17 protein-coding genes and 1 tRNA gene are annotated in these 24,569 nt (G+C 67.4%); 10 read left to right on the forward strand and 8 right to left on the reverse strand.

Going from position 1 to position 24,569, the window contains the following annotated elements; genetic code table 11:
• Positions 1 to 32: 32 nt before the first annotated feature.
• A complete protein-coding gene (gene pbpC / locus DB459_RS22330; protein WP_253707926.1) occupies positions 33 to 2,132 on the reverse strand; it encodes a penicillin-binding protein 1C in 2,100 nt (699 codons plus the stop codon).
• Positions 2,129 to 7,348: an alpha-2-macroglobulin gene (locus tag DB459_RS22335; RefSeq protein ID WP_253707929.1), complete on the reverse strand. Its 5,220-nt coding sequence runs from the start codon at positions 7,346 to 7,348 to the stop codon at positions 2,129 to 2,131. Before DB459_RS22335 ends, pbpC begins: the two co-directional genes overlap by 4 nt.
• 322 nt (positions 7,349 to 7,670) lie before the next feature.
• Here DB459_RS22335 and DB459_RS22340 point away from each other — a divergent pair.
• Positions 7,671 to 7,747: transfer RNA gene (locus tag DB459_RS22340), tRNA-Arg, on the forward strand.
• 418 nt (positions 7,748 to 8,165) lie between these two features.
• Complete coding sequence (locus DB459_RS22345; protein WP_253707932.1) at positions 8,166 to 8,435, forward strand: hypothetical protein; 270 nt, start codon at positions 8,166 to 8,168, stop codon at positions 8,433 to 8,435.
• Between the two features lie 26 nt (positions 8,436 to 8,461).
• On the opposite strand, the gene DB459_RS27410 is transcribed toward DB459_RS22345, so the two are convergent.
• Positions 8,462 to 8,590 carry a hypothetical protein gene (locus tag DB459_RS27410; RefSeq protein WP_256519222.1) on the reverse strand — a complete coding sequence of 43 codons (129 nt, stop codon included), beginning with the start codon at positions 8,588 to 8,590 and terminating at the stop codon, positions 8,462 to 8,464.
• Between the two features lie 337 nt (positions 8,591 to 8,927).
• Between DB459_RS27410 and DB459_RS22350 the strand changes: the two genes are divergently transcribed.
• The 4 genes from DB459_RS22350 (at position 8,928) to DB459_RS22365 (ending at position 13,665) form a co-directional block, all read left to right on the forward strand.
• A complete protein-coding gene (locus tag DB459_RS22350) occupies positions 8,928 to 9,731 on the forward strand; it encodes an outer membrane protein (protein WP_253707936.1) in 804 nt (267 codons plus the stop codon).
• Positions 9,732 to 10,149: 418 nt separating this feature from the next.
• The gene (locus tag DB459_RS22355) at positions 10,150 to 11,463 is read left to right on the forward strand and encodes a TadE/TadG family type IV pilus assembly protein (RefSeq protein WP_253707939.1); all 1,314 of its coding nucleotides are present in this window, start codon (positions 10,150 to 10,152) and stop codon (positions 11,461 to 11,463) included.
• Positions 11,464 to 11,584: 121 nt separating this feature from the next.
• Positions 11,585 to 12,880 carry an O-acetylhomoserine aminocarboxypropyltransferase gene (locus DB459_RS22360; protein ID WP_253707942.1) on the forward strand — a complete coding sequence of 432 codons (1,296 nt, stop codon included), beginning with the start codon at positions 11,585 to 11,587 and terminating at the stop codon, positions 12,878 to 12,880.
• A 2-nt stretch (positions 12,881 to 12,882) separates the two neighbouring features.
• Entirely contained in the window at positions 12,883 to 13,665 is a 783-nt protein-coding gene (locus DB459_RS22365; RefSeq protein ID WP_253707945.1) for an alpha/beta fold hydrolase, read from the forward strand.
• A 138-nt stretch (positions 13,666 to 13,803) separates the two neighbouring features.
• On the opposite strand, the gene DB459_RS22370 is transcribed toward DB459_RS22365, so the two are convergent.
• Positions 13,804 to 14,457 carry a GntR family transcriptional regulator gene (locus DB459_RS22370; protein WP_253707948.1) on the reverse strand — a complete coding sequence of 218 codons (654 nt, stop codon included), beginning with the start codon at positions 14,455 to 14,457 and terminating at the stop codon, positions 13,804 to 13,806.
• A gap of 103 nt (positions 14,458 to 14,560) precedes the next feature.
• On the opposite strand from DB459_RS22370, the gene DB459_RS22375 reads away from it, so the two are divergent.
• From DB459_RS22375 to DB459_RS22390, 4 genes are all read left to right on the forward strand, one after another.
• Positions 14,561 to 15,931, forward strand: a complete 1,371-nt coding sequence (locus DB459_RS22375) for a malonyl-CoA decarboxylase (RefSeq protein WP_253707950.1) — start codon at positions 14,561 to 14,563, stop codon at positions 15,929 to 15,931.
• A gap of 119 nt (positions 15,932 to 16,050) precedes the next feature.
• Positions 16,051 to 17,067 carry a TRAP transporter substrate-binding protein DctP gene (gene dctP / locus DB459_RS22380; protein WP_253707952.1) on the forward strand — a complete coding sequence of 339 codons (1,017 nt, stop codon included), beginning with the start codon at positions 16,051 to 16,053 and terminating at the stop codon, positions 17,065 to 17,067.
• Positions 17,064 to 17,636 (forward strand): TRAP transporter small permease, encoded by a 573-nt coding sequence (locus tag DB459_RS22385; protein WP_253707954.1) that lies wholly within the window; start codon positions 17,064 to 17,066, stop codon positions 17,634 to 17,636. The genes dctP and DB459_RS22385 overlap by 4 nt, the downstream gene beginning before the upstream one ends.
• Positions 17,633 to 18,991: a TRAP transporter large permease gene (locus DB459_RS22390; RefSeq protein ID WP_253707956.1), complete on the forward strand. Its 1,359-nt coding sequence runs from the start codon at positions 17,633 to 17,635 to the stop codon at positions 18,989 to 18,991. The genes DB459_RS22385 and DB459_RS22390 overlap by 4 nt, the downstream gene beginning before the upstream one ends.
• 168 nt (positions 18,992 to 19,159) lie before the next feature.
• Here DB459_RS22390 and DB459_RS22395 read toward each other — a convergent pair whose 3' ends face one another.
• The 4 genes from DB459_RS22395 to DB459_RS22410 are packed head-to-tail and all read right to left on the reverse strand — an operon-like array spanning position 19,160 to position 24,475.
• Entirely contained in the window at positions 19,160 to 20,077 is a 918-nt protein-coding gene (locus tag DB459_RS22395) for a hydroxymethylglutaryl-CoA lyase (RefSeq protein WP_253707959.1), read from the reverse strand.
• A gap of 7 nt (positions 20,078 to 20,084) precedes the next feature.
• Positions 20,085 to 22,085, reverse strand: a complete 2,001-nt coding sequence (locus DB459_RS22400; protein ID WP_253707962.1) for an acetyl-CoA carboxylase biotin carboxylase subunit — start codon at positions 22,083 to 22,085, stop codon at positions 20,085 to 20,087.
• Positions 22,082 to 22,867 (reverse strand): enoyl-CoA hydratase-related protein, encoded by a 786-nt coding sequence (locus DB459_RS22405; protein WP_253707965.1) that lies wholly within the window; start codon positions 22,865 to 22,867, stop codon positions 22,082 to 22,084. Before DB459_RS22405 ends, DB459_RS22400 begins: the two co-directional genes overlap by 4 nt.
• A 3-nt stretch (positions 22,868 to 22,870) precedes the next feature.
• On the reverse strand, positions 22,871 to 24,475 hold the full coding sequence (locus tag DB459_RS22410; RefSeq protein WP_253707968.1) for a carboxyl transferase domain-containing protein: 1,605 nt from the start codon (positions 24,473 to 24,475) through the stop codon (positions 22,871 to 22,873).
• Positions 24,476 to 24,569: the final 94 nt, after the last annotated feature.

Below are 24,569 nucleotides of genomic sequence, written 5' to 3' on the forward strand. Positions count from 1 at the left end.
AACCGCCGGAGCCACAACAGCTTGGCACCCAGCTACTGAATTCTCACCACAACTGTGTCCGCGGCGCCCGTGGCGTCCATGACGGTGAATCGGGCGAAGCCCGGACCGGGGGGCGCCACCAGGCGCTGCCGACGGCTGTCGATCTCGCCGGCGGGAATGCCGTTGATCATCACCGTGAGTGGCAGCACGCCTCCGGCCACCTTCACCGGAACGGGCGCGGCACCTAGGCCCGCGGCTTCGATCTGGGAACCGTTGAGCGGAAACTGGATGTGCAGCGTCTGCTCGGTGCCGCTGCGGACAAGTTCGCCGGCCGGACGGAAACGCCGCAGCGGTAGCGGCAGCTTTGGATTGCTGGCGATCAGGGTGCCGCGCGGCGGGCGCGGCAGCGGCGCCGGCAGCTTGCCGGTGCGAGCGAAGGCGTCAAACAGGATCGGCGCCGCGGCGGTGCGGCCGACCAGTCCGGGGATCGGGGCGCCGTCGGCGCGGCCGACCCAGACGCCGATGGTGGTCCGTCCATCGAAGCCGATCGCCCAGGCGTCGCGGTAACCGTAGCTGGTGCCGGTCTTGAAGGCGATGCGGCCATGGATGCCGTTGTCCGGTGGCGGCGTGCCAATCAGCACATTGCCGACCTGCCAGGCGGCGATGGGGTCGAGCAGCCGCCTCGCCTCACCGGTGTCGGCGCCGACATTTTCGCGCAATGCGAGAGTGTCGCCGCCACGCGCAATCCCCGCATAGAGGGTCACGAGATCGTTCAGGGTGATGCCGACGCCGCCGAGTCCCATGGCGAGCCCGGGGACCTCGTTCCTGGGCAGCACCAGCGCGGCGCCGGCCTGCTTCAGTCGCGCCGCGAGGCGACTGGCGCCGACGCGATCGAGCAAGGCGATGGCCGGCACGTTGAGCGAGAGCTGCAGCGCCTTGCGCACCGGCACGGTGCCCTGGAAGGTCATGTCGAAATTTTCCGGCGCGTAGTTGCCGAAGCGGATCGGCCGGTCGTCGATCAGGCTTTCCGGGTGAACGAAGCCGTCCTCGAAGGCGAGGCCGTAGATGAAGGGCTTGAGCGTCGATCCCGGCGAGCGCACCGCCCGGGTCATGTCGACCTGCCCCGCCCGCCTTGCGTCGAAATAGTCCGGCGAGCCGACATGGCCGATGACCTCGCCGCTGTCGTGATCGACCACGAGGATCCCGACTGAGAGATCCGGGCCCATGGCGGCGAGCCGGTCGCGGGCCAGGGCCTCGAGGTTGTTCTGCAGGCCGGCATCGAGCGTGGTGCGGATTACCGCACCGTCGCGGCGGCCGGCGGCGGCCGCGTCGGTGGCATGGGGAGCGAGCAGCGGCATCGGCTGGCGCAGGTGCGGCACCGGTTCGGCCTGCGCCGCGGCGGCATCCTCGGCCGAGATCCTGCCCTCGTGGACCATGCGCGCCAGCACCCGGTCGCGCGCGGCGCGGGCGGCCTCGGGGTGACGGTCGAGGCGCCGGCGCTCCGGCGACTGCGGCAACGCGACCAGCAGGGCCGCTTGCCCCAGCGACAGGCGTTTAGGCTCCTTGCCGAAATAGGCCAGCGAGGCGGCACGGACGCCTTCGAGATTGCCGCCGAACGGCGCCAGCGTCAGATAAAGGTCGAGGATCTGGTCCTTGTCGCGCAGCCGTTCGATTTCGAGCGCGCGCACGATCTGGCGCAGCTTGGCGCCGACGGTGCGCCGGCTGCGCGGTTCGAGCAGCCGCGCGAGCTGCATGGTGATGGTCGAGCCGCCGGAGACGATCTCGCCCGATCGGGCGAACTGCAGCGCGGCGCGGATCAGGGCCTGCGGGTCGACGCCGCCGTGGCTGCGGAAGCGCTGGTCCTCGTAGGCGAGCAGCAGATCGACATACGTCGGATCGACGTCGGTTGCAGCATGGACCGGCAGGCGCCAGCGGCCGTCGGCCATTGCGTAGGCGCGCAGCAATTTGCCGTGCCGGTCGACAACCGTGGTGGAGACCTCGGCGGCGCGGTCGAACGGCACCGGGCCGAGCGCAGCGACCCAGGCCGCCAGCCCGGCCGCGCACGCAAGGACGGCGACGGCCAGCGCCGCGCCCGCGAGCCGCCAGCGATGGCGGCGCGACGCGGCACCGGACGTGGTCGGCGCCGCGGTCATTTGGCCGATCGCACCTCGACCGTGCCGGTCGAGGTGCGGCCGTAGCGCGAGGGATTGTACATGTCTTCCACATAGGCCTGCGGCAGGACGTATCGGCCGGGCGACACCGCGCGCACCACATAGGCCACCGTGAACACCGCGCTGTCGTCGCTCGCCCGCTCGATGGCGGCGCTGAAGCGATCGTCGCGGAACTCGGTGTTCTCCGGCTCCTCGCCGTCCTCGATCCAGTCGAGGGTGCCGGTGTCTCCGGACGAGACGAGGCGCGGATTGTCGATCTCGAGCCCCGCCGCCAGATGATCGACGACGATGATGCGACCGAATTCCGGCTTCGCCTCGGTGACCTTAAGGACCACCGCGAAGCGGTCGTTCTGCTTCACCTTGCTGATGTCCGCGGGCTTGCCGTCGAGCGTGAAGTAATTGCGCTCGATCTTGAAGCCGTTGGCGGCGGCCGGCTCCGGCGTCACCGGCGCACCGGTCACCGCGAGCACGGCCTGCAGTGGCGCATCGCCGTTATTGGTGATCTTGACCGGCTTGGCGGTGATGTCGGCGGCAGTGAAGTTGCGATAGAGCGCGGTCTTCACCGCCCGGCCGTCGACGTCGAGGACGATCGTATTGGCCTCCTTGGCGATGGCCCGCGACGCCAGCACCAGCCAGGCATTCTCCTGGGTGGAGGTGAACGGCGTCAGCCCGCGCGCCGCCTCGACCCGCTCGACCGCGGAGGTCAGGGTCGCGCGCGGCGCGTTGCCTTCGCTCGCCAGCGACACCAGAGCTGCCGCGTCGCGCAGCGCCGAGCCGTAGTCGGTGCGGCCGAACACCAGCACCGGCTTGGGCGTGAGGTCGGCCAGGGCCGCATTGTAGGCCCGCTCCGCCCTCACCCGGTCGCCTGCCAGCGCCAGCGCCGCGGCGAGCTGGGCCTTGGCGATCGGCGTGGCGAAATTGGCGAGCTTGGTATCGGCGAGGTAGCGCAGGTCGCCGATCGGCGCCGCGCCGTTGCGCGCCAGCACATAGAGGCCGTAGGCGAGTTCACGGCCGCCGTTCTTCTCCGGTTCGTCCGCATTGACCACGGCGTTGCGGATGTGATCGAGGGCGTTGCGGAACAACAGGTCGGGCACCGCGAAGCCCTTCTCGCGCGCCCGCGTCAGGAAGTCGGTGACATAGGCGTCGAGCCAGGCATCGTCGCCGCCGGCCGACCACAGGCCGAAGGAGCCGTTGGAGCCCTGGCGCGCCAACAGGCGGTCGATGGCGTCGCGGATGCGCTGGTCGACGGCGGTGTCCATGGCGAGATGGGCCTCGACGGCGAGATCGTTGACGTAGAGCAGCGGCATGGCCCGGCTGGCGATCTGCTCCGAACAGCCGAACGGATAGCGGTCGAGCGCCTTGAGGATGGTCGCGGCGTCGAGGGCGCTGGACATGCTCACGGACAGCGAGATGCCGCCGGTGCCGGGCACGAGGTCGGAGAACAGGTCCGGCGCCAGGGTCAGGCTCTCGCCCTTGGCGAGGGTCCGCACCGTGCGTCGCGCCAGGATCTGGGTCGCCGGCTTGACGTCGAGATTGTAGTGACGGGCGAGCGTCAGCCCGTTCGGCCCCTTGATGTCGACGTCGAGCCGCGCGGTGCCGGCACCGCCGGCGTCGAGCGACACCTGCACGGAATTGCGCTGCCTGGGCTGCAGCCGCATCACCGTGGCCGGCACGCCCGACAGCTTGATCGGTCCGGTCGTGTTGATGCCGATGGCATAGTCGCCGCCGGCGCCTTCGACGTTGTCGAGCTCGAGCGTCATGGTGCCGTGATCGCCGTTGAGCAGAAAGCGCGGCAAGGTGGTGGTCAGCACCACCGGATCGCGGATCGTCACGTCCGTGGTGGCGCGGCCGATCCTGGTCGCGCTCCACGCCACGGCCATGACCCGCGCGGTGCCGGCGAATTCGGGGATGTCGAAATCGATCGTCGCGGTGCCGTCCGGACCGACGGTGACGATGCCGGAATAGAGCGCAAGCGGCTTCTGGGTCGGCGGGCTGCCCTGCAGTTCGGCAGCAGCGATGTCACCGCCCGAGCGAATCTGGCCTCTCGTGCCCTGCATGCCGTCGATCAGCTGGCCATAGAGGTCGCGGATCTCGGTCGAGAGCGCCCGCTGGCCGAGGTAATAGTCGTCGGGGGCCGGCGGCTTGTAGCCGGTGAGATTGAGGATGCCGACATCGACGGCGGCCACCACGATCTTGGCGTCCTCGCCGGGCGACAGTCCGCCGATCTTCACCGGCAGCTTCAGCGTGCTGTTGGGCCGCACCAGCGGCGGCGGCGACAACGCCACGTCGAGGCTGCGTGACTTGCGGTCGATGGCGAACCATTTCAGGCCGATGGCCCGGCCCGGCATGCGCCTCGCGTCGACGTCGAGTGGTCGGCGCAAGGTCGTGACGACATAGGCTCCGGTGCCCCAGTCGCTGCCGACCTTGAGCTTGACCTGGGACGTGCCTTCCCTGACGTCCACCGACCGGGTGGTCAGCAGGCGATCGCCGAGCACATTGACCGTGAGCTTGCCGGCATTGCGGGCGTTGACCGAGACGGTCAGGGTGTCGCCGGCGGCGTATTCCTGCTTGTCGATCGAGGTTTCCAGGAGGTCGGGCGTGTCGGCGCTGCCGTCGGAATACCAGCCGACGTCGAATTGCAGCGAGGTCACCGGCCCGTCGGCGTCGGCGGTCTTGACGTCGAGGCGATAGCGGCCGGGCTGCGGGTTGAGGTCGAGGCGCGCCGGCTTGTCGGCGGTGAGCGCCAGGTCGCCATTGGCGACGCGCTTGGTGGTCTTGACCGGCTCGTAGTCCCAGGACGAGCCCTGCCGGTACCACTGATAGCGGGACTCGAGCCGCAGCAATTCGTAGCGCAGGTCGCTGCGCGCCAGCGTCCGGCCGTCGGGCGCGGCGAACACCACCTCGAACCTCGCGGGATCGCCCTCGGCGACACTGCGGCCGTCGAACAGCGGCTTCACTCCGATCATGTTGCCGGCCGGCGCCACCGGCAGCGACAGCTTGCGCTCCACTGCGCGGCCGCCGGCTTCGACCATGCGGACGAAGATCTGGGCCTCCTGCGGCCTGGTCGAGGTCGGCGGCTTGGCGAGGGCGACCTTCAGCGTCGCCTTGCCGGCGCTGTCGCTCTCGGGAAGGTCCTCGAGCGGGGTGCGTTCGTTGCTCGATGTCTCGGTGTCGGCGACGCCGAACTGGTAGCCGGCAAAGCCCGGCCGGGCGTCGGCCGGCTTGACCAGGAGATCGCCCTCGATGGTCAGGCCCGAGGCCGGGGCGCCATAGAGGAAATGACCGGCCACCTCAACTTCCACTGGAGCATCAAGAGGAAGCTGTTTCGCCCTGGTCGAAAGATCGAATTCGATTCGGTCCGGGACGTAATCTTCGACGATGAAGGTGGTTTCGCCGATCGCCTTGGCCTTCGGATCGGTGAACGCCCGCACCCGCCAGGTACCGGTCGGCACCGCGGCGTTCAGCGGTAGCGTCAGGCTGTGACCGCCGGCGCCCTGGTCGGGTACCATGGCGCGGCGGAATTCGACACCGTCCGGACGCTCGACCACCAGGGTCAGCGGCACGCCGCCCGCGGCCTTGCCCTCGCCGTCGCGCAGCAGCGCGGTGAGATAGACGGTTTCGCCGGAGCGATAAACCCCACGCTCGGCATAGACGAAGGCGTCGAGCCCGGCGGGCACGGCGCGGCCCTCGACGCCGCGATCGGTGAGATCGAAGGCGGTCGATTTCAGGCTGAGGAAGGCGTAATCGGCGGCCTCGGTCGCCACCGTCAGCAGCGCCGGCGACAGGCCGCCCTCGCCGCGCGCGAGGCCCGGCTCGAACAGCACATGGCCGGCCTCGTCGGTCTTTCTCGTCGCCAGGATTTCGTTGCTGCGCGACAGCAGCCGGACCTCGGCCCTGGCGACCGGACTGGTCGTCGCCAGCGAATTGACGAAGACATGGACGCCGTCGTTGCCGGAGAAGGCCGTCAGCCCGAGATCGGAGACGATGAACCACTGGGTCGCCAGCGACGAGGCATCGTCCTCGCTGGAAGCGCCGGCGGCCTTGGCCAGGGCGGTCATCACGTAGACGCCCGGCTGCATCGGGCCCGCCGCCTCATCCACCGGGAAAGCGGTGGTGATATCCTCGTTGAGCCTGGTTTCCGTGGCGATCTCGCCGGACCACACCTTGACGCCCTTCTCGTCACCGAGCGACGACAGGTCATAGGACGACAGGGCGGTCTGGAAATCGCTGCCCAGCACCGTGTTGATCAGGTTGCGGTCGCCGATCCGGAAGATCTGCACCGCCACCGACGGGGTGTTGACGCTGACCAGCGGAATGCCGTGCTGGCCGGTGCGCGGCAGCACGTAGGCGCGGCTGGTGAAGCGCACGAACGGCTTGCGGTCGCGGACATAGACGTTGAACTCGGCGGATTTGGGCAGCGCCTCCTTGACCGCCGACGGCAGGCCGGCGCGCAGACCGAGGCTGTAGCGTTCGCCGTGCTTGAGCCCTTCGACGCAAAGCTGCTGGTCTTCGGCGGTGATCGCCGGCTTGTCGTTGCCGGCAAGGGTCACGAACGGGGCGAAATCGACCCGCTTGGCGAGATCCTCGGAGAACTGGAAGCAGACCCGCGGCGCCGCCGATTCCGAATCCACCGAATAGTCCATCAGCCGGAAGCCGTGGTCGTCCCGCAGCTTTTCGTACTGGCCGCGGATCTCGGCAACCTCGCGCAGGTCGAGCGACAGCCGCAGCGAATCGAGCGCCGGCCGCCACAGCTTGCGGTCGGCGAAGGCGCGGCCGAGCACCGCCAGGGCATCGGCCTCCTCGCCGGCGTTGCCGGCGCGCTGATAGGCGATGTAGGCCGCGGTCGAGGCGCGCTCGAGCAGGAAGGTCTGCTCGCGGCTGTCGACGTAGCGGACCTGGAAAATGGTCTTGGCGAGCTTGAGCCAGTTGCCGGCATCCTCGGGCGCGATCGCGGCGATCTGGCCGAGGCTCTGCAGGGCGCCGCGGACATCGCCTCGCCGGATCGCGGCGTCGGCGTCACCCTTGAGTGCCGCCGCCGACTTCGCCACCGGCCCGGCGTCCTTCTTCATCTGGGCTTCGAGGCGGATGGCCGCGTCCGCCAGATCGTCGCGTTTGAAGGCCTTGTCGGCGGCCTGCGCCGCCACGAGCCCGAACGCCAGCGTTGCCATCACCACGGCGGCGCGAATCAGACCGGTCATCGGAAGACTCCCCTGCAGGACGGCGTGGCCGTCGCTCGGAATGAAAGGCGCGAATCGTGGCGGGTACAAGTCAGTGGCGTGTCAGTCGAAGCCAATCACTGAACCACCCCGAGCCAGGTCGGCACGAAATGTCGGCACGATATGTCAGCACGAGTAAGTTGCGGACCAGCCCGACGGCAGGCCGGATCCGCCACGCCCGACAACGCGCGGCCGAATCCTCGCCGCCTGTGATTGTCGTATAAGCATAGCCCCGGGTTCGGGATCTGGCGTTGAAATCGGTCGATTTATTTTTTCAGAAATTTCCTGCTAAGAATGGGCTGACGGTCCCGTAGCTCAGCTGGATAGAGCAACAGCCTTCTAAGCTGTGGGTCGGAGGTTCGAGTCCTCCCGGGATCGCCATTTGACCACCGCGTATTTGCCTTGAAAATAAAGGTGTTTTCGCGCGACTGGCGCGAGTTGACCATCGCCTGCCGACGCGAACGATCAGGGATCAAAACGAACGTTCGGGGTTATTCCGGGACCGCGAATCCCGGACAGATTCGCTGCCATGATATGATGGGAGAAGGATTTTCTCTATCTTCGCCTTAGCGCGACTCTGCCCTTCGTCGGCGCTAGAATGCCGCCATGACAGGCGACAAGACTATCTCGGTCGTCGAGGCTGAGGGCTACACCCAGACGGCCCCGATCATGCCCCTCACACTCCGCCGCGTCGCGCGCACGGGCCCACACGATCCTGAAGACTAACCGGGGGCCTCGGCGGCGGAAATGCCGCCGGGGTTCCTGATCAGATAGGACGAATTGAGCGGAGGCTCAAGACATGGCTGCTCCGGCCCTCGATCTCATCGCTCTGCGCAAGCGCATCGGGCTCACCCAGGCGGAAATGGCCGATCGCATGGGCCTGGGCTCTCGTGCCTACTTCACCCTCGAGCAGGATCCCTCGTCGATCAACGCCCGGCACATCATGCTGGCGCAAATCGTCTCGTTGCGCGAGGCGGTGGAGCGCCACGACCGCAGCCTTGCGGATACCGCCGTCGCTGCGCTGGCCGATGAATTCGCGCGGCTCGCGAGCACTGAAACGCCCGCGTGAGGCAGCGCCGTCAGCCGCCCGCGCCGTCAGCTGCCAAGCGCCAGCAACACCTCCAGCACCACGACGGCGCCGACCACCAGGAGGCCGCAGCCGTCGCCGCCAACCTTGCGTTCGGACGACAGGCAAAAGGTCTTTAATTTTAAATAGTGTAACACGTTTTTATCCGAAAGGATTTGATTTTGCTCGCCTTTCGAACTCCTCCTAAGCTGCGGGTTACTGGTTCGAATCCAGTCGGGATCGCCACCCCATCCAGGTCTGATATTTCCGGCCCCTCGGCCGCTGCCACTTGGCTCCGCTGACCGGTCGCAAGCATCACGCAGTCATCACATCATACCGAATAGGTACAACCGTAGTTGAACGGCACATATAATATTCTATCGAATGTTGCATTTCGGGCACGGACTCTCGCCGCCGCGCAAGCTTAGACTGCTTCTATGGGTGGGGCGTCGATCACCCTTCGATTGGTCGATGGAGATTGGGTCAGGGGGCACCATGAAACGGACAATTTTGCTGACGGCCGTGACTGCGTTCAGCTTCGCCTCGACGGGTTGGGCTGCGGATTTGACGGTGAAGGCTCCGCCGCCCATCGCTCCGGCGCCGCTATGGACCGGCTGGTATGTCGGCTTGAACCTCGGCTACGGCTTCTCCGGCAGCAGTGATCCTTCAGCGCGGGCGACATCCGCATGGTGGGCGCCGGCGTTCGCCGCCGGCGCGGCGCCCGGCAGCTTCCCGGGGGCGCGCGAAGGTGTCTTCGGCGGCGGCCAGATTGGCTACAACTGGCAGGTCAATTCGTTGGTTGTCTGGGGCCTCGAGGCCGACATCCAGGGCTCGGATATCCACAAGACCACAGATCTGAGCAACCCCGGTGTTGGCGGCTTTTTCCCAGGCACTTCATTCGCCTCCCAGAAGCTCGATTGGTTCGGGACGGTTCGTGGTCGCGTCGGTGTGCTGGCAGCCCCCACCGCGCTGGTCTACGTCACCGGTGGTCTCGCCTATGGCGAGAGCAAGTACGCGTACAATCTCTCGTTCCCGGCGAGCAACGACTTCGAGGATCTCTCGGCATCGAAGACCAAGGCGGGCTGGACCGTGGGCGGCGGCGTCGAATGGGTGTTTGCTCCGTCCTGGAGCGCCAAGGCCGAGTATCTCTACGTGAATCTGGGTCGTGAGAGCTTCCTGACCGTCGGCAGCGGACGTCCGTCCAACGTGACCAACCCCGTGGCGGTCGGCTTCGACGACAGCTATCACCTGGTACGCGTCGGCGTGAATTACAAATTCGGCCCGCTGCTCGGCAGATAACCGGTCAACGGCATTCGTCCCGGTCTCGATCGGGATCATTTGGATCGTTCATCGTCTTCCTCGCCGGCGCAACCAGGCCTGCCGCTTCTTCTTCGTGGCCGCGCCAGATCAAACGCTTCCTGGCGCCCCCGCGCGCAGGCGCCGGCGTTGATGAGGTCGCCGTGGCGAACGCCGAGGTCTCGTCGGCGGACGTGCGGCGTTTCGCCGAAATCCTCGAGCGAACTCGAAGGCGTTGTGCCGTCGCGCGCAAGCAGGCGGCACAACGCCCGTCGAACCATGCCTCGGCGTGGCTGACGGCGGAGCGGAAGGTTAACGACAGGTAAATCGGCCGCGCCCGCAGCAAGTTCCCGAGCAATCGTCCAGTAAGAAACCACGGCTAATGTTCGGCGAATTGTAACGGTTCGCGCTGGCCCCCTTCATGATCAAGCTTGCCGCCCATCTTCGCTCGCTGCGCGCCGACCGGCGCGGCAATGTCGCGGTGACCTTCGCCATCGCGCTCCTGCCGATCCTCGGTCTCGTCGGCGCCGCCGTCGACTATTCGATCGCGGTGAACACCCGAACCAAGATCGAAGCCGCGCTCGACACCGCCGTGCTGCTGGCGACCAGCAAGACCGAAGCCAACCTGCCGACGGCGACCGCCCAGGCCGACGCGTTGAAGATGTTCGCCGCCCAGGTCGCCATGTTCGGCGTGACCACAAAATCCTCGAGCATCACCATCACCGATGGGGTGAACGGGCGCGTCGCCACCGGGACGGCCGCGGCCGATGTGCCGACCACCTTCATGAAGGTCATGGGCTTCAATTCGATCGCGGTGAACGGCAATGCCACCGCCAAGGTCGGCCTGCCGGTCTATGTCGACTTCTATCTGTTGCTGGACAATTCGCCGTCGATGGGGGTGGCAGCGACGCCGGCCGATATCACCACCATGGTTAACAACACCACTGATCAGTGCGCTTTCGCCTGCCATGATACCTATACCTCGAGTTCAAGGAAGACGCTCAACAAGAACAGCTACTACGATCTCGCCAAGAAACTCGGCGTCACCATGCGCATCGACGTCGTCCGCCAGGCGACCCAGGCGCTGATGGATAAGGCGGCGGCGACCGAGGCGGTCTCCGACCAGTTCCGGATGGCGATCTACACCATGGGAGCCGACTGCAGCGGAGTCGGCCAGACCACCATCACGCCGCTGACCTCGAGCCTGTCGTCGGCCAAGAGCGCGGCCGCCGGCATCGACCTGATGACCATTCCCTATGCCGGCTACAACAATGACCAGTGCACCGATTTCGATAATGTGCTGGCGTCGATGAACAACACCATTCCGACCTCTGGTGCCGGCACCTCGACGGATCCGCAGAAATATCTGTTCTTCGTCTCGGACGGTGTCGCCGACGCCTACTACCCGACCAGCTGTACCAAGAAGACCACTTCGGGCCGGTGCCAGGAGCCGCTGACCACGGCGATCTGCGACACGCTAAAAAATCGTGGGGTCAAGATCGCCGTACTCTACACCACCTACCTCGCCCTGCCGACCAACTCCTGGTACATGAACTGGATTGATCCGTTCAACAAAGGCCCCTACGGCCCGTCGCCGAACAGCGAGATCGCTCAGAAGATGCAGGCTTGCGCCTCGCCCGGTTTCTATTTCGAGGTCAGCCCGACGGACGGCATCAGCGAGGCGATGAATGCGCTGTTCCAGAAGGCGGTCTCGACCGCGCATCTGACCAACTGAGCGAAGGGTTCGGCAACATCTAGGACCCGCGCGGGGCCTGCCGCAGGTTCGGCGTGACTTGGTGCGGATTGCATTCACCGCGACGGCGTGAACAATGGCGGCAAAACTGGAATCCTCGCCGATGGCCGCGCCCCGTCCCCCCGCCTTCGATACCCTGAGCCTGCATGCCGGTCAGCATCCCGACCCGGTGACCGGCGCGCGGGCCGTGCCGATCTACCAGACCACGTCCTTCGTGTTCCAGGACAGCGACCACGCCGCGGCGCTGTTCAATCTGGAACGCGCCGGGCACATCTACAGCCGGATCTCAAATCCCACCGTGGCGGTGCTGGAAGAGCGCCTCGCGGCACTGGAGGCCGGCGTCGGCGCCGTCTGCACCGCCAGCGGCATGGCGGCGATGCATCTCGCCATCGCCACCCTGCTCGGCGCCGGCGATCATATCGTCGCCTCCGCCTCGCTCTATGGCGGCACCATCAATCTGCTGACCCACACGCTGCCGCGCTTCGGCATCACCACGACCTTCGTCCGCCCGCGCGATCTCGACGGCCTGCGCGCGGCGATCACGCCGGCGACGCGCCTCGTCATCGGCGAGACCATCGGCAATCCGGGACTCGAAGTGCTCGACATTCCTTCGGTCGCCGACATCGCCCACGCCGCCGGCGTTCCGCTGCTGATCGACAACACCTTCGCGACTCCGTGGCTGTGCCAGCCCGCGGCGCTCGGCGCCGACATCGTGATGAACTCCATCACCAAGTGGATCGGCGGTCACGGCACCAGCATCGGCGGCGTGCTGGTCGATGCCGGTCGGTTCGACTGGGACGCCTCGGGCAAGTTTCCGACCCTGACGACGCCCTATGCCGGTTATCACGGCATCGTCTTCCGCGAGGAGTTCGGCCCGGCGGCCTTCATCATGCGGGCGCGGGCCGAAGGGCTGCGCGATTTCGGCGCCTGTCTGTCGCCGGCCAATGCCTTCCAGCTGCTGCAGGGCGTCGAGACTTTGCCGCTGCGCATGGCGCGACATGTGGAAAACACCGCGGCGGTGCTCGCGTTCCTCGCCGCCAACAAGGCGGTGGAATGGGTTCTTCACCCCTCGATGGACAGCCATCCGGACCATGCGCTGGCGCAGAAGCTGCTGCCGCGCGGCGCCGGCGCCATCATCTCCTTCGGCATCAAGGGCGGCCGGGCCGCGGGCCGCAGATTCATCGAGGCGCTGCGGTTGGCGAGCCACCTCGCCAATGTCGGCGACGCCAAGACGCTGGTGATCCATCCCGCCAGCACCACTCACCAGCAGATGGATGCGGCCCAGCTCAAGGCCGCCGGCGTCGGCGAGGAATTGATCCGCCTGTCGATCGGGCTCGAGGCCGCCGCCGACATCATCGATGATTTTGCCCAGGCGCTGCGCGCGTCGCAGAAGGTGTGACCATGAATCTCGCGGTGGATGGCTTCGACACTTTCGTCGCGACCGGCGGCAGGCCGCTCGATCCTGCGCTGCCGGCCATCGTCTTCCTGCACGGCGCCGGCTTCGACCACACCATCTGGGCGCTGCCGGCACGCTGGTTCGCCCATCATGGCCATGGCGTGCTGGCGCCGGACCTGCCCGGCCATGGCCGTTCCAAGGGCGCTGCGCTCGCCAGCATCGGCGACCTCGCCGGCTGGTGCGCCCGCCTGCTCGATGCAGCGGGCATCGCGCGGGCGCGGCTGGTCGGTCATTCGATGGGCGCACTGATCGCGCTGGAAGCCGCGGCGCGCCATCCCGATCGGGTCGCCGGAATCACCCTGATCGGCGCCGCCGCCAGCATGAAGGTCTCGCCGGATCTCCTCGGTGCGGCGGACGCCAATCATCATGACGCTGTCGACATGGTGTCGATCTGGGGGTTCGGCTACCGCGCCGGTCTCGGCGGCTCGCAGAGCCCGGGGCTGTGGATGCTGGGTGGCGGCGAGCGCGTGCTGGAGCGCACGGCGCCGGGCGTGCTGCACAACGATCTCGCCGCCTGCAACGCCTATGACGGCGCGCTCGCGGCGGCGGCGAAGGTCTCCTGCCCCGCAACCCTGATCCTCGGCCAGCGCGACATGATGACTCCGCTGAAGTCCGGATTGCAGCTCGCCGACGCCATCACGCACGCGCGCCGCGTGGTGCTGCCGGGCGCCGGCCACATGATGATGACCGAGCGGCCGGACGACGTCCTTGCGGCGCTGACGAGCTGAAACGCGCGCTCGGGCAGCAGCCGGGCATCGGCGAGGAAAAGCATTTTTGCCGGAGCCGCCGCTCGTGAGGCCCGCGCTGCGGGTCGTCCCGAACCATGAGGCGACAACGCGGAATGTGTTCCGCAACCACGCAACGGCTCAAGCCGCTGCGCCGTCCGCGAGGTTCAGCACCACGTCGGCGAAGCGTTCGCCCTGAATGACGATGTGATCGCGCAGGATCGTCGCCGCGGCGTCGCCGTCGCCGGCGATGATGGCTTCGACCGCCGCGGCGTGTTCGGTGAGCGACTGGGCGATCCGGTTGCGCGCGCGCAACTGCATGCGGCGATACGGCGCGAGGCGGCGATGCAGCGCGAGAGCCTGCTCGGCGAGAAAGGCATTGTGGCTCGCCCGGTAGACCAGGGCGTGAAACGCCGCGTTTTCGAAGTAGTAGGTCTCCGAATCGCCGGTCTGTGCCGCCTGCTCGCAGGCGGCGTGGGCGCTGCGCAGCGCAGCCGCGTCATGGTCGGTGCAGCGGCGCGCCGCGAGCCGGCCACAGGCGGCCTCGAGCTCCGCCATGCATTCGAACATTTCCACCAGCCGTCGGGCGTCGGGGGCGCTGACGATGGCGCCGCGCCGCGGCCGGATCTCCACCAGCCCGCTCGCCGCCAGATGCAGCAGCGCCTCACGAATCGGTGTCCGTGACACCCCGAATTTGTCGGCGAGCGTTGCTTCTTCCAGCCTGGCGCCGGGCGCGAGGGCGCCGGTGACGATCTCGTCCTCGATGGCTTCGCGCAGACGGAATGGGTGCTTCATAAGCGGTTCCGGCCTCAAAACACCGATAGTGTATACATGGGAAGTCAGATAGTATGCAAAAATCGGTGCGGCGACCGGGGTCGGGCCGCGGGACGGGGATGCCATGGTCAGATCTGTGGACGCGCAAGGCTTTCTCAACGAGCTGATGCAGACGTTGACCGAGCGCGGCCGCGCCCTCCTCCGCCGGGCCCGCAGCGGCGGTCCGGACAACACCGACCTCGTCGAACTTGCCGAGATGCTGCTGTCCCGCCGGGGCGAAGCCTCGGGCGTGGTGCTGGCCCAGACCCTGCTGTCGAGCTATGCCGGCGCGCCGGTTGAGGTTCGCCTGCAGTTTCTCAAGGCGCTGGCCGAGAGATTCGGCACCGATCCGGAGGCGGTGGCCGCCGCCGTCGAGGCCTATCGCGCCTCCCCCGATGTCACCACCATCGGCGCCCTCCACGCCGCCATCGAACCGCGCCGGCAGGAGTTGTTCCGCAGGCTCAATCTCGCCGCGGGCGGGACGTTCGCGCTGGTGCGGATGCGCGAGGAATTGCTCGACCATCTCAAGGCCAATCCGGAGCTGCGCGCCGTCGACACCGACTTCGGCCATTTGTTCTCGTCGTGGTTCAACCGCGGCTTTCTCCAGATGCGGCCGATCGGCTGGACGACCCCGGCGAGCATTCTCGAGAAGATCATCCGTTACGAGGCGGTGCATCCGATCGCCGGCTGGAACGACCTCAAGAGCCGGCTCGACCCGTCCGACCGGCGCTGCTTCGGTTTCTTCCATCCCCAGCTCGACGACGAGCCGCTGATCTTCGTCGAGGTGGCGCTGACCAACGACATTCCCGGCGCGGTGGCGCCACTGCTGGCGCTGGACCGCGCGCCCATCGCCGCCAGCACCGCAACCACCGCGATCTTCTATTCGATCTCCAACACCCAGCGCGGCCTCGCCGGGGTGTCCTTCGGCCATTTCCTGATCAAGCAGGTGGTCGTGGATCTCAAGCGCGACCTGCCGAACCTGAAGACCTTCGTCACGCTGTCGCCGGCGCCGGGATTCGCCGCCTGGCTACGGCGTGAGCGCGCCGCGGAGGGCTCGGCGTTCCTGACCGCTGAAACCAAGGCGGCGCTGCGGCGGCTCGACGAACCGGCCTGGTTCGAGGACGCCGCGACGCGCGCCGAACTGGAAGAGGCGCTGATGCCGATCGCGGCGCACTATTTCCTTCACGCCAAGAACGAGAATGGCCGCCCGGTCGATCCGGTGGCGCGTTTCCATCTCGGCAACGGCGCGCGGCTCGAACGCATGAACTTTCTCGGCGATCTGTCCGAGCGCGGCCTGCGCCAGGCCCATGGCCTGATGGTCAACTATCTCTACGATCTCTCGGCCATCGAGAAGAACCACGAGGCCTATGCCGAAGCGGGCGATATCGCCGCGTCCGCGTCGGTAAGGCGCATTGCCAAAGACCTCGTCACCCGCGACCTTGTGCCATCCCACTGACGAAGGAGCCGACAGCCGTGCCCGAAGCGGCGCCGTGACTTCAACCGGCGACAGGCTGCCCTGCCGGCCGCAAATGCTGTAACAAACCTCAAGAAACCGCCTCATGGGAGAGACAATAAATGCTGACCCGTCGTCACGTCCTCGCCTCGGCCCTTGCCGCGCCGGCGATCCTGCGCTTCGGCCCTGCCCAGGCCGCCACCACCCTGAAGATCTCGCACCAGTTTCCCGGCGGGACCATCGACAAGGGCGATTTCCGCGACCGCCTGACCCGCAAATTCGCCGCCGAACTGGGGCGACGCTCCGGTGGCGAGATCGCGGCCGAGGTCTATCCCAATTCATCGCTGATCAAGGTCAACGCGCAGTTCTCGGCGATGCGCAAGGGCGCGCTCGACATGAGCCTGTTGCCGCTGCCCTATGCCGGCGGCGAAGTGCCCGAGACCAATATCGGCCTGATGCCCGGACTGGTCTCGACCTACGACCAGGGTCTGGCGTGGAAGACCAAGCCGGTCGGCAAGGCGCTGAGCGATTTCCTTGCCGACAAGGGCATCATGATCATCACCTGGATCTGGCAGGCCGGCGGCGTCGCCAGCCGTTCGCGCCCGCTGATCGCTCCCGAGGACGCCAAGGGCATGAAGGTGCGCGGCGGCTCGCGCGAAATGGACATGGTGCTCCAGAGCGCCGGCGCGGCGGTGCTGTCGCTGCCCTCCAATGAAATCTACACGGCGATGCAGACCGGCGCCTGCGACGCCGGCATCACCTCGTCGACCAGCCTGATTTCCTTCCGTCTCGAGGAGGTCTCCAAGCATCTCACCACCGGCCGCGGCCAGTCGTACTGGTACATGCTCGAGCCGCTCCTGATGTCGAAGTCGGTCTTCGAGGGCCTGCCCAAGGCGCAGCAGGACTTGATCCTGGCGGTCGGCGCCGAGATGGAAGCGTTCGGCCGCATCGGCGCCGAGGACGACGACAACACCGTGGCGCAGGTGTACGAAAAGGCGGGCGCCAAGGTCTATGATCTCGATGCCGCGACGGTCGGCAAATGGCGGGACATCGCCCGCGACACGGCCTGGAAGGACTACGCGGCCAAGACCCCGACCACGGCGAAACTGCTCAAGCTCGCCACCGATGGCGCCGCATGACGCACGCCTTGGATGACCATGACGCGCCCGGCGTGGGCCGTGCTGCCCGCGCCTGGCCGCCGGCGAGAACCGGGCTTCTCGCGACGCTCGAGCGCTGGGCCGCCGTCTGCAATCAGATCATCGTCGTTCTCGCCTCGGTGGCGCTGATCTCGGCCTGCCTGATCCTGAGCTACAGCGTGTTGACGCGCAGCCTGTTCCGCACCCCGACCTACTGGCAGGACGAGGCGGCGGTGTTCCTGCTGGTCGGCGCCACCTTCATGACCGCTGCCTATGTGCAGTCGCTCCGCGGACATATCGGCATCGAGGCCATCATCGGTCTGCTGCCGCCACGGATCAATTTCATCCGGCAGCTGCTGGTCGACATCGCCAGCCTTGTCTTCTGTACCTTCTTCGCCTGGAAATCCTGGACCCTGACCCACGAGGCCTATATGGACGGCCAGGTGTCGAACTCGATGTGGAGCCCGCCGCTCGCCATTCCCTACGCCATGATGGCTGTGGGCATGACGCTGCTGTGCGGCCAGATGGCGCTGCAGATCTGCGGTGCGTTGCTGCGGAAATCCTTCAAATGACCGTGCTTGGTATCGGCCTCGCCTATGGCGGGGCGACGCTCGCCGCGATGTTCTCCGGCATGCCGATCGCATTTGCGCTCGGCGCCGTCGCCCTCGCCTTCATGGCGATCTACATGCCCGCCGCATCGCTCGATACGGTGACGCAGAACGTCTATGAGGAGATCGCCTCGATCACCCTGCTGTCCATTCCACTGTTCATCCTCAAGGGCGCGGCGATCGGCAAGTCGCGCGCCGGCCAGGACCTCTACTCGGCGCTGCATGCCTGGCTGCATCGCGTTCCCGGCGGCCTCGGCGTTGCCAACGTCTTCGCCTGCGCGCTGTTCGCGGCCATGGCCGGCTCCTCGCCGGCGACCTGTTCGGCGATCGGCTCCGCCGGCATTCCCGAGATGCGCAAGCGCGGTTACAGCGGCGGCTTCGCCGCCGGGATCATCGCGGCCGGCGGCACCCTCGGCATTCTGCTGCCGCCCTCGATCACCATGATCCTGTTCGCGGTCGCGGCCGAGAAATCGCTGGGCCGGCTGTTCCTCGCCGGCATCGGTCCCGGTCTGCTGCTGGTGACGCTGTTCGGCGGCTATGCGGTGCTGCGCTTCCGCAAGGAATACGCCAGCGCCGCCGCGCTCTATGCCCGGACGGGGGAGACCTCGCCGATCCTCGCCCATGAGAAATACACCATGGCGCAACGCTTCAGCGTGCTGCCGCGGGTCATTCCATTCGTGACACTGCTGACCGGCGTCATGATCGCGCTTTACGGCGGCTACGCCACGCCTTCGGAAACCGCCGGCCTTGGCGGGCTGCTGGCGCTGGTGCTGATCGCATTGATCTACAGCGTGTGGAAGCCGAGCGACCTCGCGCCGATCCTCTCCTCGACGATCAGGGAATCCACCATGCTGATGATGATCATCGGCATGTCCCTGCTGTATTCCTACGTCATGAGCTACCTGCACATTTCGCAGTCGGCCGCGCAGGCGATCGTCGACATGCAACTGCCGAAATGGGGGCTGCTCGCCGCCATTCTCGTCATGGTGGTGGTGCTCGGATTCTTCCTGCCGCCGGTGTCGATCATCCTGATGACCGCGCCGATCATTCTGCCGCCGCTGCGCGCTGCCGGTTTCGACATCATCTGGTTCGGCATCGTCGTCACCATCGTGATGGAAATGGGGCTGATCCATCCGCCGGTCGGGCTCAACATCTTCGTCATCCGCAATGTCGCGCCCGACATTCCGCTCGGCGAAGTGATCTGGGGCACCCTGCCCTTCGTGCTGCTGATGGCCGGCGCCGTGGTGCTGCTGTGCTTCGTGCCGCAGATCTCGACCTTGCTGCCGGATCTCGTCATGGGCCCCGAGAGCCTGCGCTGACGCGCCAGGCCGCGCCGCGCCGAACGGCGGGCGCGATCGCAAATCGACGGCTCAGCTGCACGAGGGGCTCTAGTGTCCTGTCTCCGAATTACCGCCCCATTTGCCTCACGCTCGCACGGTCATTCGGAGGCATAAAGGACACTAGCAAAATCAAAGCGCTAGTGTGGCTTATGTCTCGCAATTGCGAGACGCCACACTGGCGTTGAGCGCGGTGGCGACGCGGCTCGGCGGCGGCCGACCGATCAGGCGGCTGATCGCATTGGTCGCATCGAGCAGCTTGGGCAGGTCGATGCCGGTGCTGACGCCCATGCCGTCGAGCATGTAGACGACGTCCTCGGTCGCGACATTGCCGGTCGCGCCCGGCGCATAGGGGCAGCCGCCGAGGCCGCCGGCGGCGCTGTCGATGACGCGGACGCCTTCCTCCAGCCCGGCGTAGAGATTGGCGAGGGCCTGGCCGTAGGTGTCGTGGAAGTGCATGGCGATCTCGCCAAGCGGCACCTCGCCCGCAACTGTACGCAGCAGCCGCCGCGCTCTTGCCGCCGTGCCGACGCCGATGGTGTCGCCGAGCGAAATCTCATAGCAGCCGAGGTCGCGGAGCGTCCTTGCAACCGCGGCGACAGCCGCCGGCTTGACTTCGCCGTCGAACGGGCAGCCGAGAACGCAGGAGACGTAGCCGCGCACCCTGACGCCGTCGGCGCGGGCGCGCGCCAGCACCGGGCGGAAGCGATCGATGGATTCGGCGATGGAGCAGTTGATGTTGGCGCGCGAAAACCCCTCGGAGGCGGAGGCGAAAACCGCGATCAGGGTGGCGCCGGCCGCCCGCGCCGCCTCGTACCCCTTCTCGTTGGGCACCAGCACCGGAAAGTCGATTCCGGAATGATGGCTGACCGCGCGCAGCACGGCATCCGAACCGGCCATCTGCGGCACAGCTTTGGGCGAGACGAAGCTGCCGACCTCGATGGTCTTGCAGCCGGCGCTCACCAGGGACTCGACGAAGGCGATGCGGCCCTCGACCGGGACCGCCGCCTTTTCGTTCTGCAGCCCGTCCCGCGGGCCGACTTCGACGATGCGGACCTCGTCCACCATGGCGTCTTCAGGCCTCCGTCGGTTCGATGTCGGCGAGTTCGGCCCCTTCCTGGACGATGTCGCCGACCTTGCATTTGAGCGCCCTGACGACGCCGTCGAACGGCGCCCGCAAGGTCTGTTCCATCTTCATCACCTCGAGGGTGAGGATCGCCGCGCCCTTCTCGATCGCCGCCCCCTCCTCGGTCAGCAGGGCCACCACCGTGCCGGGCAGCGGCGCCACGATCCGGTCCTCGCCGGCATGGTCCTCGTCCTCGACGCCGAACGGATCGACGAGATGCAGGTCGAAGCGGCCATTGCGGCTGCGCACGTAGATCTCATGGCCCTCGACCACCGCCACCACCTGGGTGCGGGCGCCGGAAAGATCAAGGCGGATCTCGGCGTCAGGCCCTGCCGTCCAGGCGAAGACGATCTCGCGGCCGTCGAAGGTCAGGGTCGACGGGCCGCGGCCGTAACGCAGGGTCAGGCGGTGTTCGGTCGCGTCCTGCCGCAGAACGAACAGGCGCTGGCGCCGGCCCACCGGCATCCAGCCGGCCGTGCGCCAGGGCGATGACGCGTCGGCCTCGGCGCTGCGGGCCTCGTCGCGCAGCACGGCGGCAACGGCGGCGCCGAGCTCCAGCGGCGATACCGGCGGCGATGCAGGCGTCAGCGCGGCGAGTTCACGCTCGATGAAGCCGGTATCGATGGTGTTGGCGCGGACGGCCGGATGGGTCACCAGCGCCGACAGGAACGGAATGTTGGTGACGATGCCGCGCAGATCGCTGTCGTCGAGGCCGTGGGCAAGCCGCTCCAACGCGGCCTCGCGCGTCGGCCCCCAGGCGATCACCTTGGCAAGCATGGCGTCGTAATTCGGCGACACGGTGTCGCCGGCACGATAGCCGGCGTCGACCCGCAGCCCGCCGGCCTCGGCGGGCATGCGCCAGGTCCGGATGCGGCCGACCGACGGCATGAAGCCCCGCGCCGGATTCTCGGCATAGACCCGCGCCTCGACCGCGTGGCCGTTCAGCCGGACCTGATCCTGGGCCAGCGGCAGCACCTCGCCGAATGCGACGCGAAGCTGCCACTCGACGAGGTCGATGCCGGTGATCAGCTCCGTGACCGGATGCTCGACCTGCAGGCGGGTGTTCATCTCGATGAAATAGACGTCGTGACCGTCCGAGACGAATTCGATGGTGCCGGCGCCGACATAGTTGACGGCGGCGGCTGCCTTGCGCGCCGCGGCGCAGACCGCCTCGCGCTGGGCCGGGTCGAGAGTCGGCGATGGCGCCTCTTCGATCACCTTCTGATGGCGGCGCTGCAAGGTGCATTCGCGCTCGAACAGCGACAGCAGATTGCCGTGGCTGTCGCCGATCACCTGGACCTCGATATGCCGCGGGTTGTCGACATATTTCTCGATCAGCACGCGGTCGTCGGCGAAGGCCGCCAGCGCTTCGCGCTTGGCGCTCTGGAGCGCTTCGGCGAACTCGCCGGCGGTGCGCACGACACGCATGCCGCGGCCGCCGCCGCCGGCGGAGGCCTTGATCAAAACCGGAAAGCCGATGGTTTCGGCCGCCGACCGCAGCGTCGCCTCGTCCTGCGCCTCGTCGTGATAGCCGGGCACCAGCGGCACGCCGGCCCGGGCCATCAGCGCCTTGGAGCCCGATTTCGAGCCCATGGCCCGGATCATGGCCGCCGTCGGGCCGACGAAGATCAGGCCGGCATCGCGGCAGGCGTCGGCGAATTCGGCACTTTCGGACAGGAAGCCGCAGCCTGGATGGATCGCCTCGGCGCCGGTCGCCTTCGCCGCCGCGATTACCCGCTCGATGTTGAGATAACTGTCGCGGGCCCGCGCTGGTCCGAGCAGGATGGCGTCGTCGGCCACGGCGACATGCATGGCATCCTGGTCGGCCTCGGAATAGACCGCGACGGTGCGCAGTCCGAGCGCCCGCGCGCTGCGGATGACGCGGCAGGCGATCTCGCCGCGGTTGGCGACCAGGAGCGTGCGGAAGCGACGATAAGGCACGGCGGTCACATCTGGCTCCACGACGGCTTGCGCTTTTCGAGGAAGGCCGCGAGCCCTTCACGGGCCTCGTCCTTCGCCCGCATATCGGCGATCAATTCGGCGGTATGGCGCAGCACGCCGGCATCGATGGCCCGGCCGGCGACCTGGCCGACCAGGGCCTTGGCGGCGGCGCGAGCGCCTGGCGCACCGCTGCGCAGCTGCTCGAGGAGCGCGGCGATGCGATCGTCCAGCGCCTCGGCGGCCACCGTCTCGTGGACAAGACCGATGCGGGCTGCCTCGGTCGCCGAGAACACCTCCGCGGTCTGGAAATAGCGCCGGCCATGGCGGGCGCCGATTGCGCGCAGTACATACGGGCTGATCACCGCGGGCACGAGGCCGAGCCGGACCTCGGACAGGCAGAAGCTGGCATCGGCTGCGGCGACGGCGATGTCGCAGGCCGCAACGAGGCCGATGCCGCCGCCATAGACCGGCCCCTGGACACGGGCGATCGTCGTCTGCGGCATTCGATCGAGCGCCGCGAGCATGCGCGCCAGCGGCTCGGCGTCGCGGATATTCTCCTCGCGGCCGTAGGCGGCCGCCCGCTTCATCCAGTTGATATCGGCCCCGGCGCAGAAGCTGCGCCCCTCGCCGGAAACCACGACCGTGGAAACTCCGTCGTCGGCGGCGACCGTTTCGAACGCGGCAGCGAGCGCCGCGATCATCGCCTCGTCGAAGGCGTTGTTGCGTTCGGGGCGGTGGAGGACGATACGGGCGAGCCCGCCGTCGCGCGCAATGCGTACGCTTTCGGTCATGATCTACATCCTGAAGACGCCGAAGCGGGTCGGCTCGCTCGGCGCATTGGCGGCAGCGGACAGGCCGAGCCCGAGGACAAGACGGGTGTCGGCGGGATCGATGATGCCGTCATCCCACAGCCGCGCCGTGGCGTAATAGGGGTGGCCCTGCTGTTCGTACTGGGCACGGATCGGCGCGCGAAACGCATCCTCCTCGTCGGTCGACCATGTGCCGCCCTTGGCCTCGATGTTGTCGCGGCGAAGCTGGCTGAGCACCATGGCGGCCTGATCGCCGCCCATGACCGAGATCCGCGCATTGGGCCACATCCACAGGAAGCGCGGGCTGTAGGCACGGCCGCACATGCCGTAATTGCCCGCACCATAGGAACCGCCGATCACCACCGTGAATTTCGGCACAGCCGCCGTCGCCACCGCGGTGACGAGCTTGGCGCCGTCGCGGGCGATGCCGCCGGCCTCGTACTTCTTGCCCACCATGAAGCCGGTGATGTTCTGCAGGAAGACCAGGGGAATCTGTCGCTGACAGCACAGTTCGATGAAGTGCGCGCCCTTGAGCGAACTCTCGCTGAACAGGATTCCGTTGTTGGCGACGATGCCGACGGGATAGCCGAAGATGTGGGCGAAGCCGCAGACCAGCGTCGGGCCGTAGAGTTTCTTGAACTCCTCGAACTCCGAGCCGTCGACGAGGCGGGCAATGACCTCGCGCACGTCGAAGGGCTTGCGCGCATCCGCCGGCACCACGCCATAGATCTCCTCCGGCGCATGGAGCGGCTCCCGCGGCGTACGGCGGCCGATGGCGGCGTCGTGCGGCGGGTTGAGGTTGCCGACGATGCGCCGGGCGATGCCGATGGCGTGGGCGTCGTTCTGGGCGTAGTGATCGGTGACGCCGGACTGGCGGCTATGGACGTCGGCGCCGCCGAGTTCTTCCGCCGACACGACCTCGCCGGTCGCGGCCTTGACCAGCGGCGGGCCGCCGAGAAAGATCGTGCCCTGGTTGCGCACGATGATGCTCTCGTCGGACATCGCCGGAACATAGGCGCCGCCGGCGGTGCAGGAGCCCATCACCACGGCGATCTGCGGAATCGCCTGCGAGGACAGCTGCGCCTGGTTGTAGAAGATGCGGCCGAAATGCCGCTCGTCCGGGAAGATCTCGTCTTGCTGCGGCAGGAAGGCGCCGCCGGAATCCACCATGTAGATGCACGGCAGACGGTTCTGCCGCGCGATGTCCTGGGCGCGCAGATGCTTCTTCACCGTCATCGGATAGTAGGTGCCGCCGCTGATGGTGGCGTCGTTGGCGACGATCACGCATTCGCGGCCGGCGACGCGGCCGATCCCGGTGATGATGCTGGCGGAGTGGACGCTGCCGCCATAGAGACCGTAGGCGGCGAGCGGCGACAATTCGAGGAAGGCCGTGCCCGGATCAATCAGCAGATCGACGCGATCACGCGCCAGCATCTTGCCGCGCGAGGTGTGCCGCGTCCGAGAAGCCTCGCCGCCGCCGAGCGCGACCTGATCGAGCTTCTCGCGCAGGTCCGCCACCAGACCGCGCATGGCCTCGGCGTTGCGGAGGAAGTCAGCGGATTTTGGATCGATTCCGGAGTGCAACGCCATCTCCTCCCAAGCCCTCCCGGCCGTGTCCCTCGTCTGCCCTGGCGGGGATGAATCGTTGTGCCTGCCGGGGCACATGCCCCCGGGGGGCGGGACG

The sequence above is a fragment of the Bradyrhizobium sp. WD16 genome, assembly GCF_024181725.1.
Classification (GTDB): Bacteria; Pseudomonadota; Alphaproteobacteria; order Rhizobiales; family Xanthobacteraceae; genus Bradyrhizobium_A.

Coding starts and splice junctions, on each gene's coding strand:
- pbpC (WP_253707926.1), bottom strand. CDS start 2,132: ATGACCGCGGCGCCGACCACGTCCGGTGCCGCGTCGCGCCGCCATCGC.
- DB459_RS22335 (WP_253707929.1), bottom strand. CDS start 7,348: ATGACCGGTCTGATTCGCGCCGCCGTGGTGATGGCAACGCTGGCGTTC.
- DB459_RS22345 (WP_253707932.1), top strand. CDS start 8,166: ATGGCTGCTCCGGCCCTCGATCTCATCGCTCTGCGCAAGCGCATCGGG.
- DB459_RS22350 (WP_253707936.1), top strand. CDS start 8,928: ATGAAACGGACAATTTTGCTGACGGCCGTGACTGCGTTCAGCTTCGCC.
- DB459_RS22355 (WP_253707939.1), top strand. CDS start 10,150: ATGATCAAGCTTGCCGCCCATCTTCGCTCGCTGCGCGCCGACCGGCGC.
- DB459_RS22360 (WP_253707942.1), top strand. CDS start 11,585: ATGGCCGCGCCCCGTCCCCCCGCCTTCGATACCCTGAGCCTGCATGCC.
- DB459_RS22365 (WP_253707945.1), top strand. CDS start 12,883: ATGAATCTCGCGGTGGATGGCTTCGACACTTTCGTCGCGACCGGCGGC.
- DB459_RS22370 (WP_253707948.1), bottom strand. CDS start 14,457: ATGAAGCACCCATTCCGTCTGCGCGAAGCCATCGAGGACGAGATCGTC.
- DB459_RS22375 (WP_253707950.1), top strand. CDS start 14,561: ATGGTCAGATCTGTGGACGCGCAAGGCTTTCTCAACGAGCTGATGCAG.
- dctP (WP_253707952.1), top strand. CDS start 16,051: ATGCTGACCCGTCGTCACGTCCTCGCCTCGGCCCTTGCCGCGCCGGCG.
- DB459_RS22385 (WP_253707954.1), top strand. CDS start 17,064: ATGACGCACGCCTTGGATGACCATGACGCGCCCGGCGTGGGCCGTGCT.
- DB459_RS22390 (WP_253707956.1), top strand. CDS start 17,633: ATGACCGTGCTTGGTATCGGCCTCGCCTATGGCGGGGCGACGCTCGCC.
- DB459_RS22395 (WP_253707959.1), bottom strand. CDS start 20,077: ATGGTGGACGAGGTCCGCATCGTCGAAGTCGGCCCGCGGGACGGGCTG.
- DB459_RS22405 (WP_253707965.1), bottom strand. CDS start 22,867: ATGACCGAAAGCGTACGCATTGCGCGCGACGGCGGGCTCGCCCGTATC.
- DB459_RS22410 (WP_253707968.1), bottom strand. CDS start 24,475: ATGGCGTTGCACTCCGGAATCGATCCAAAATCCGCTGACTTCCTCCGC.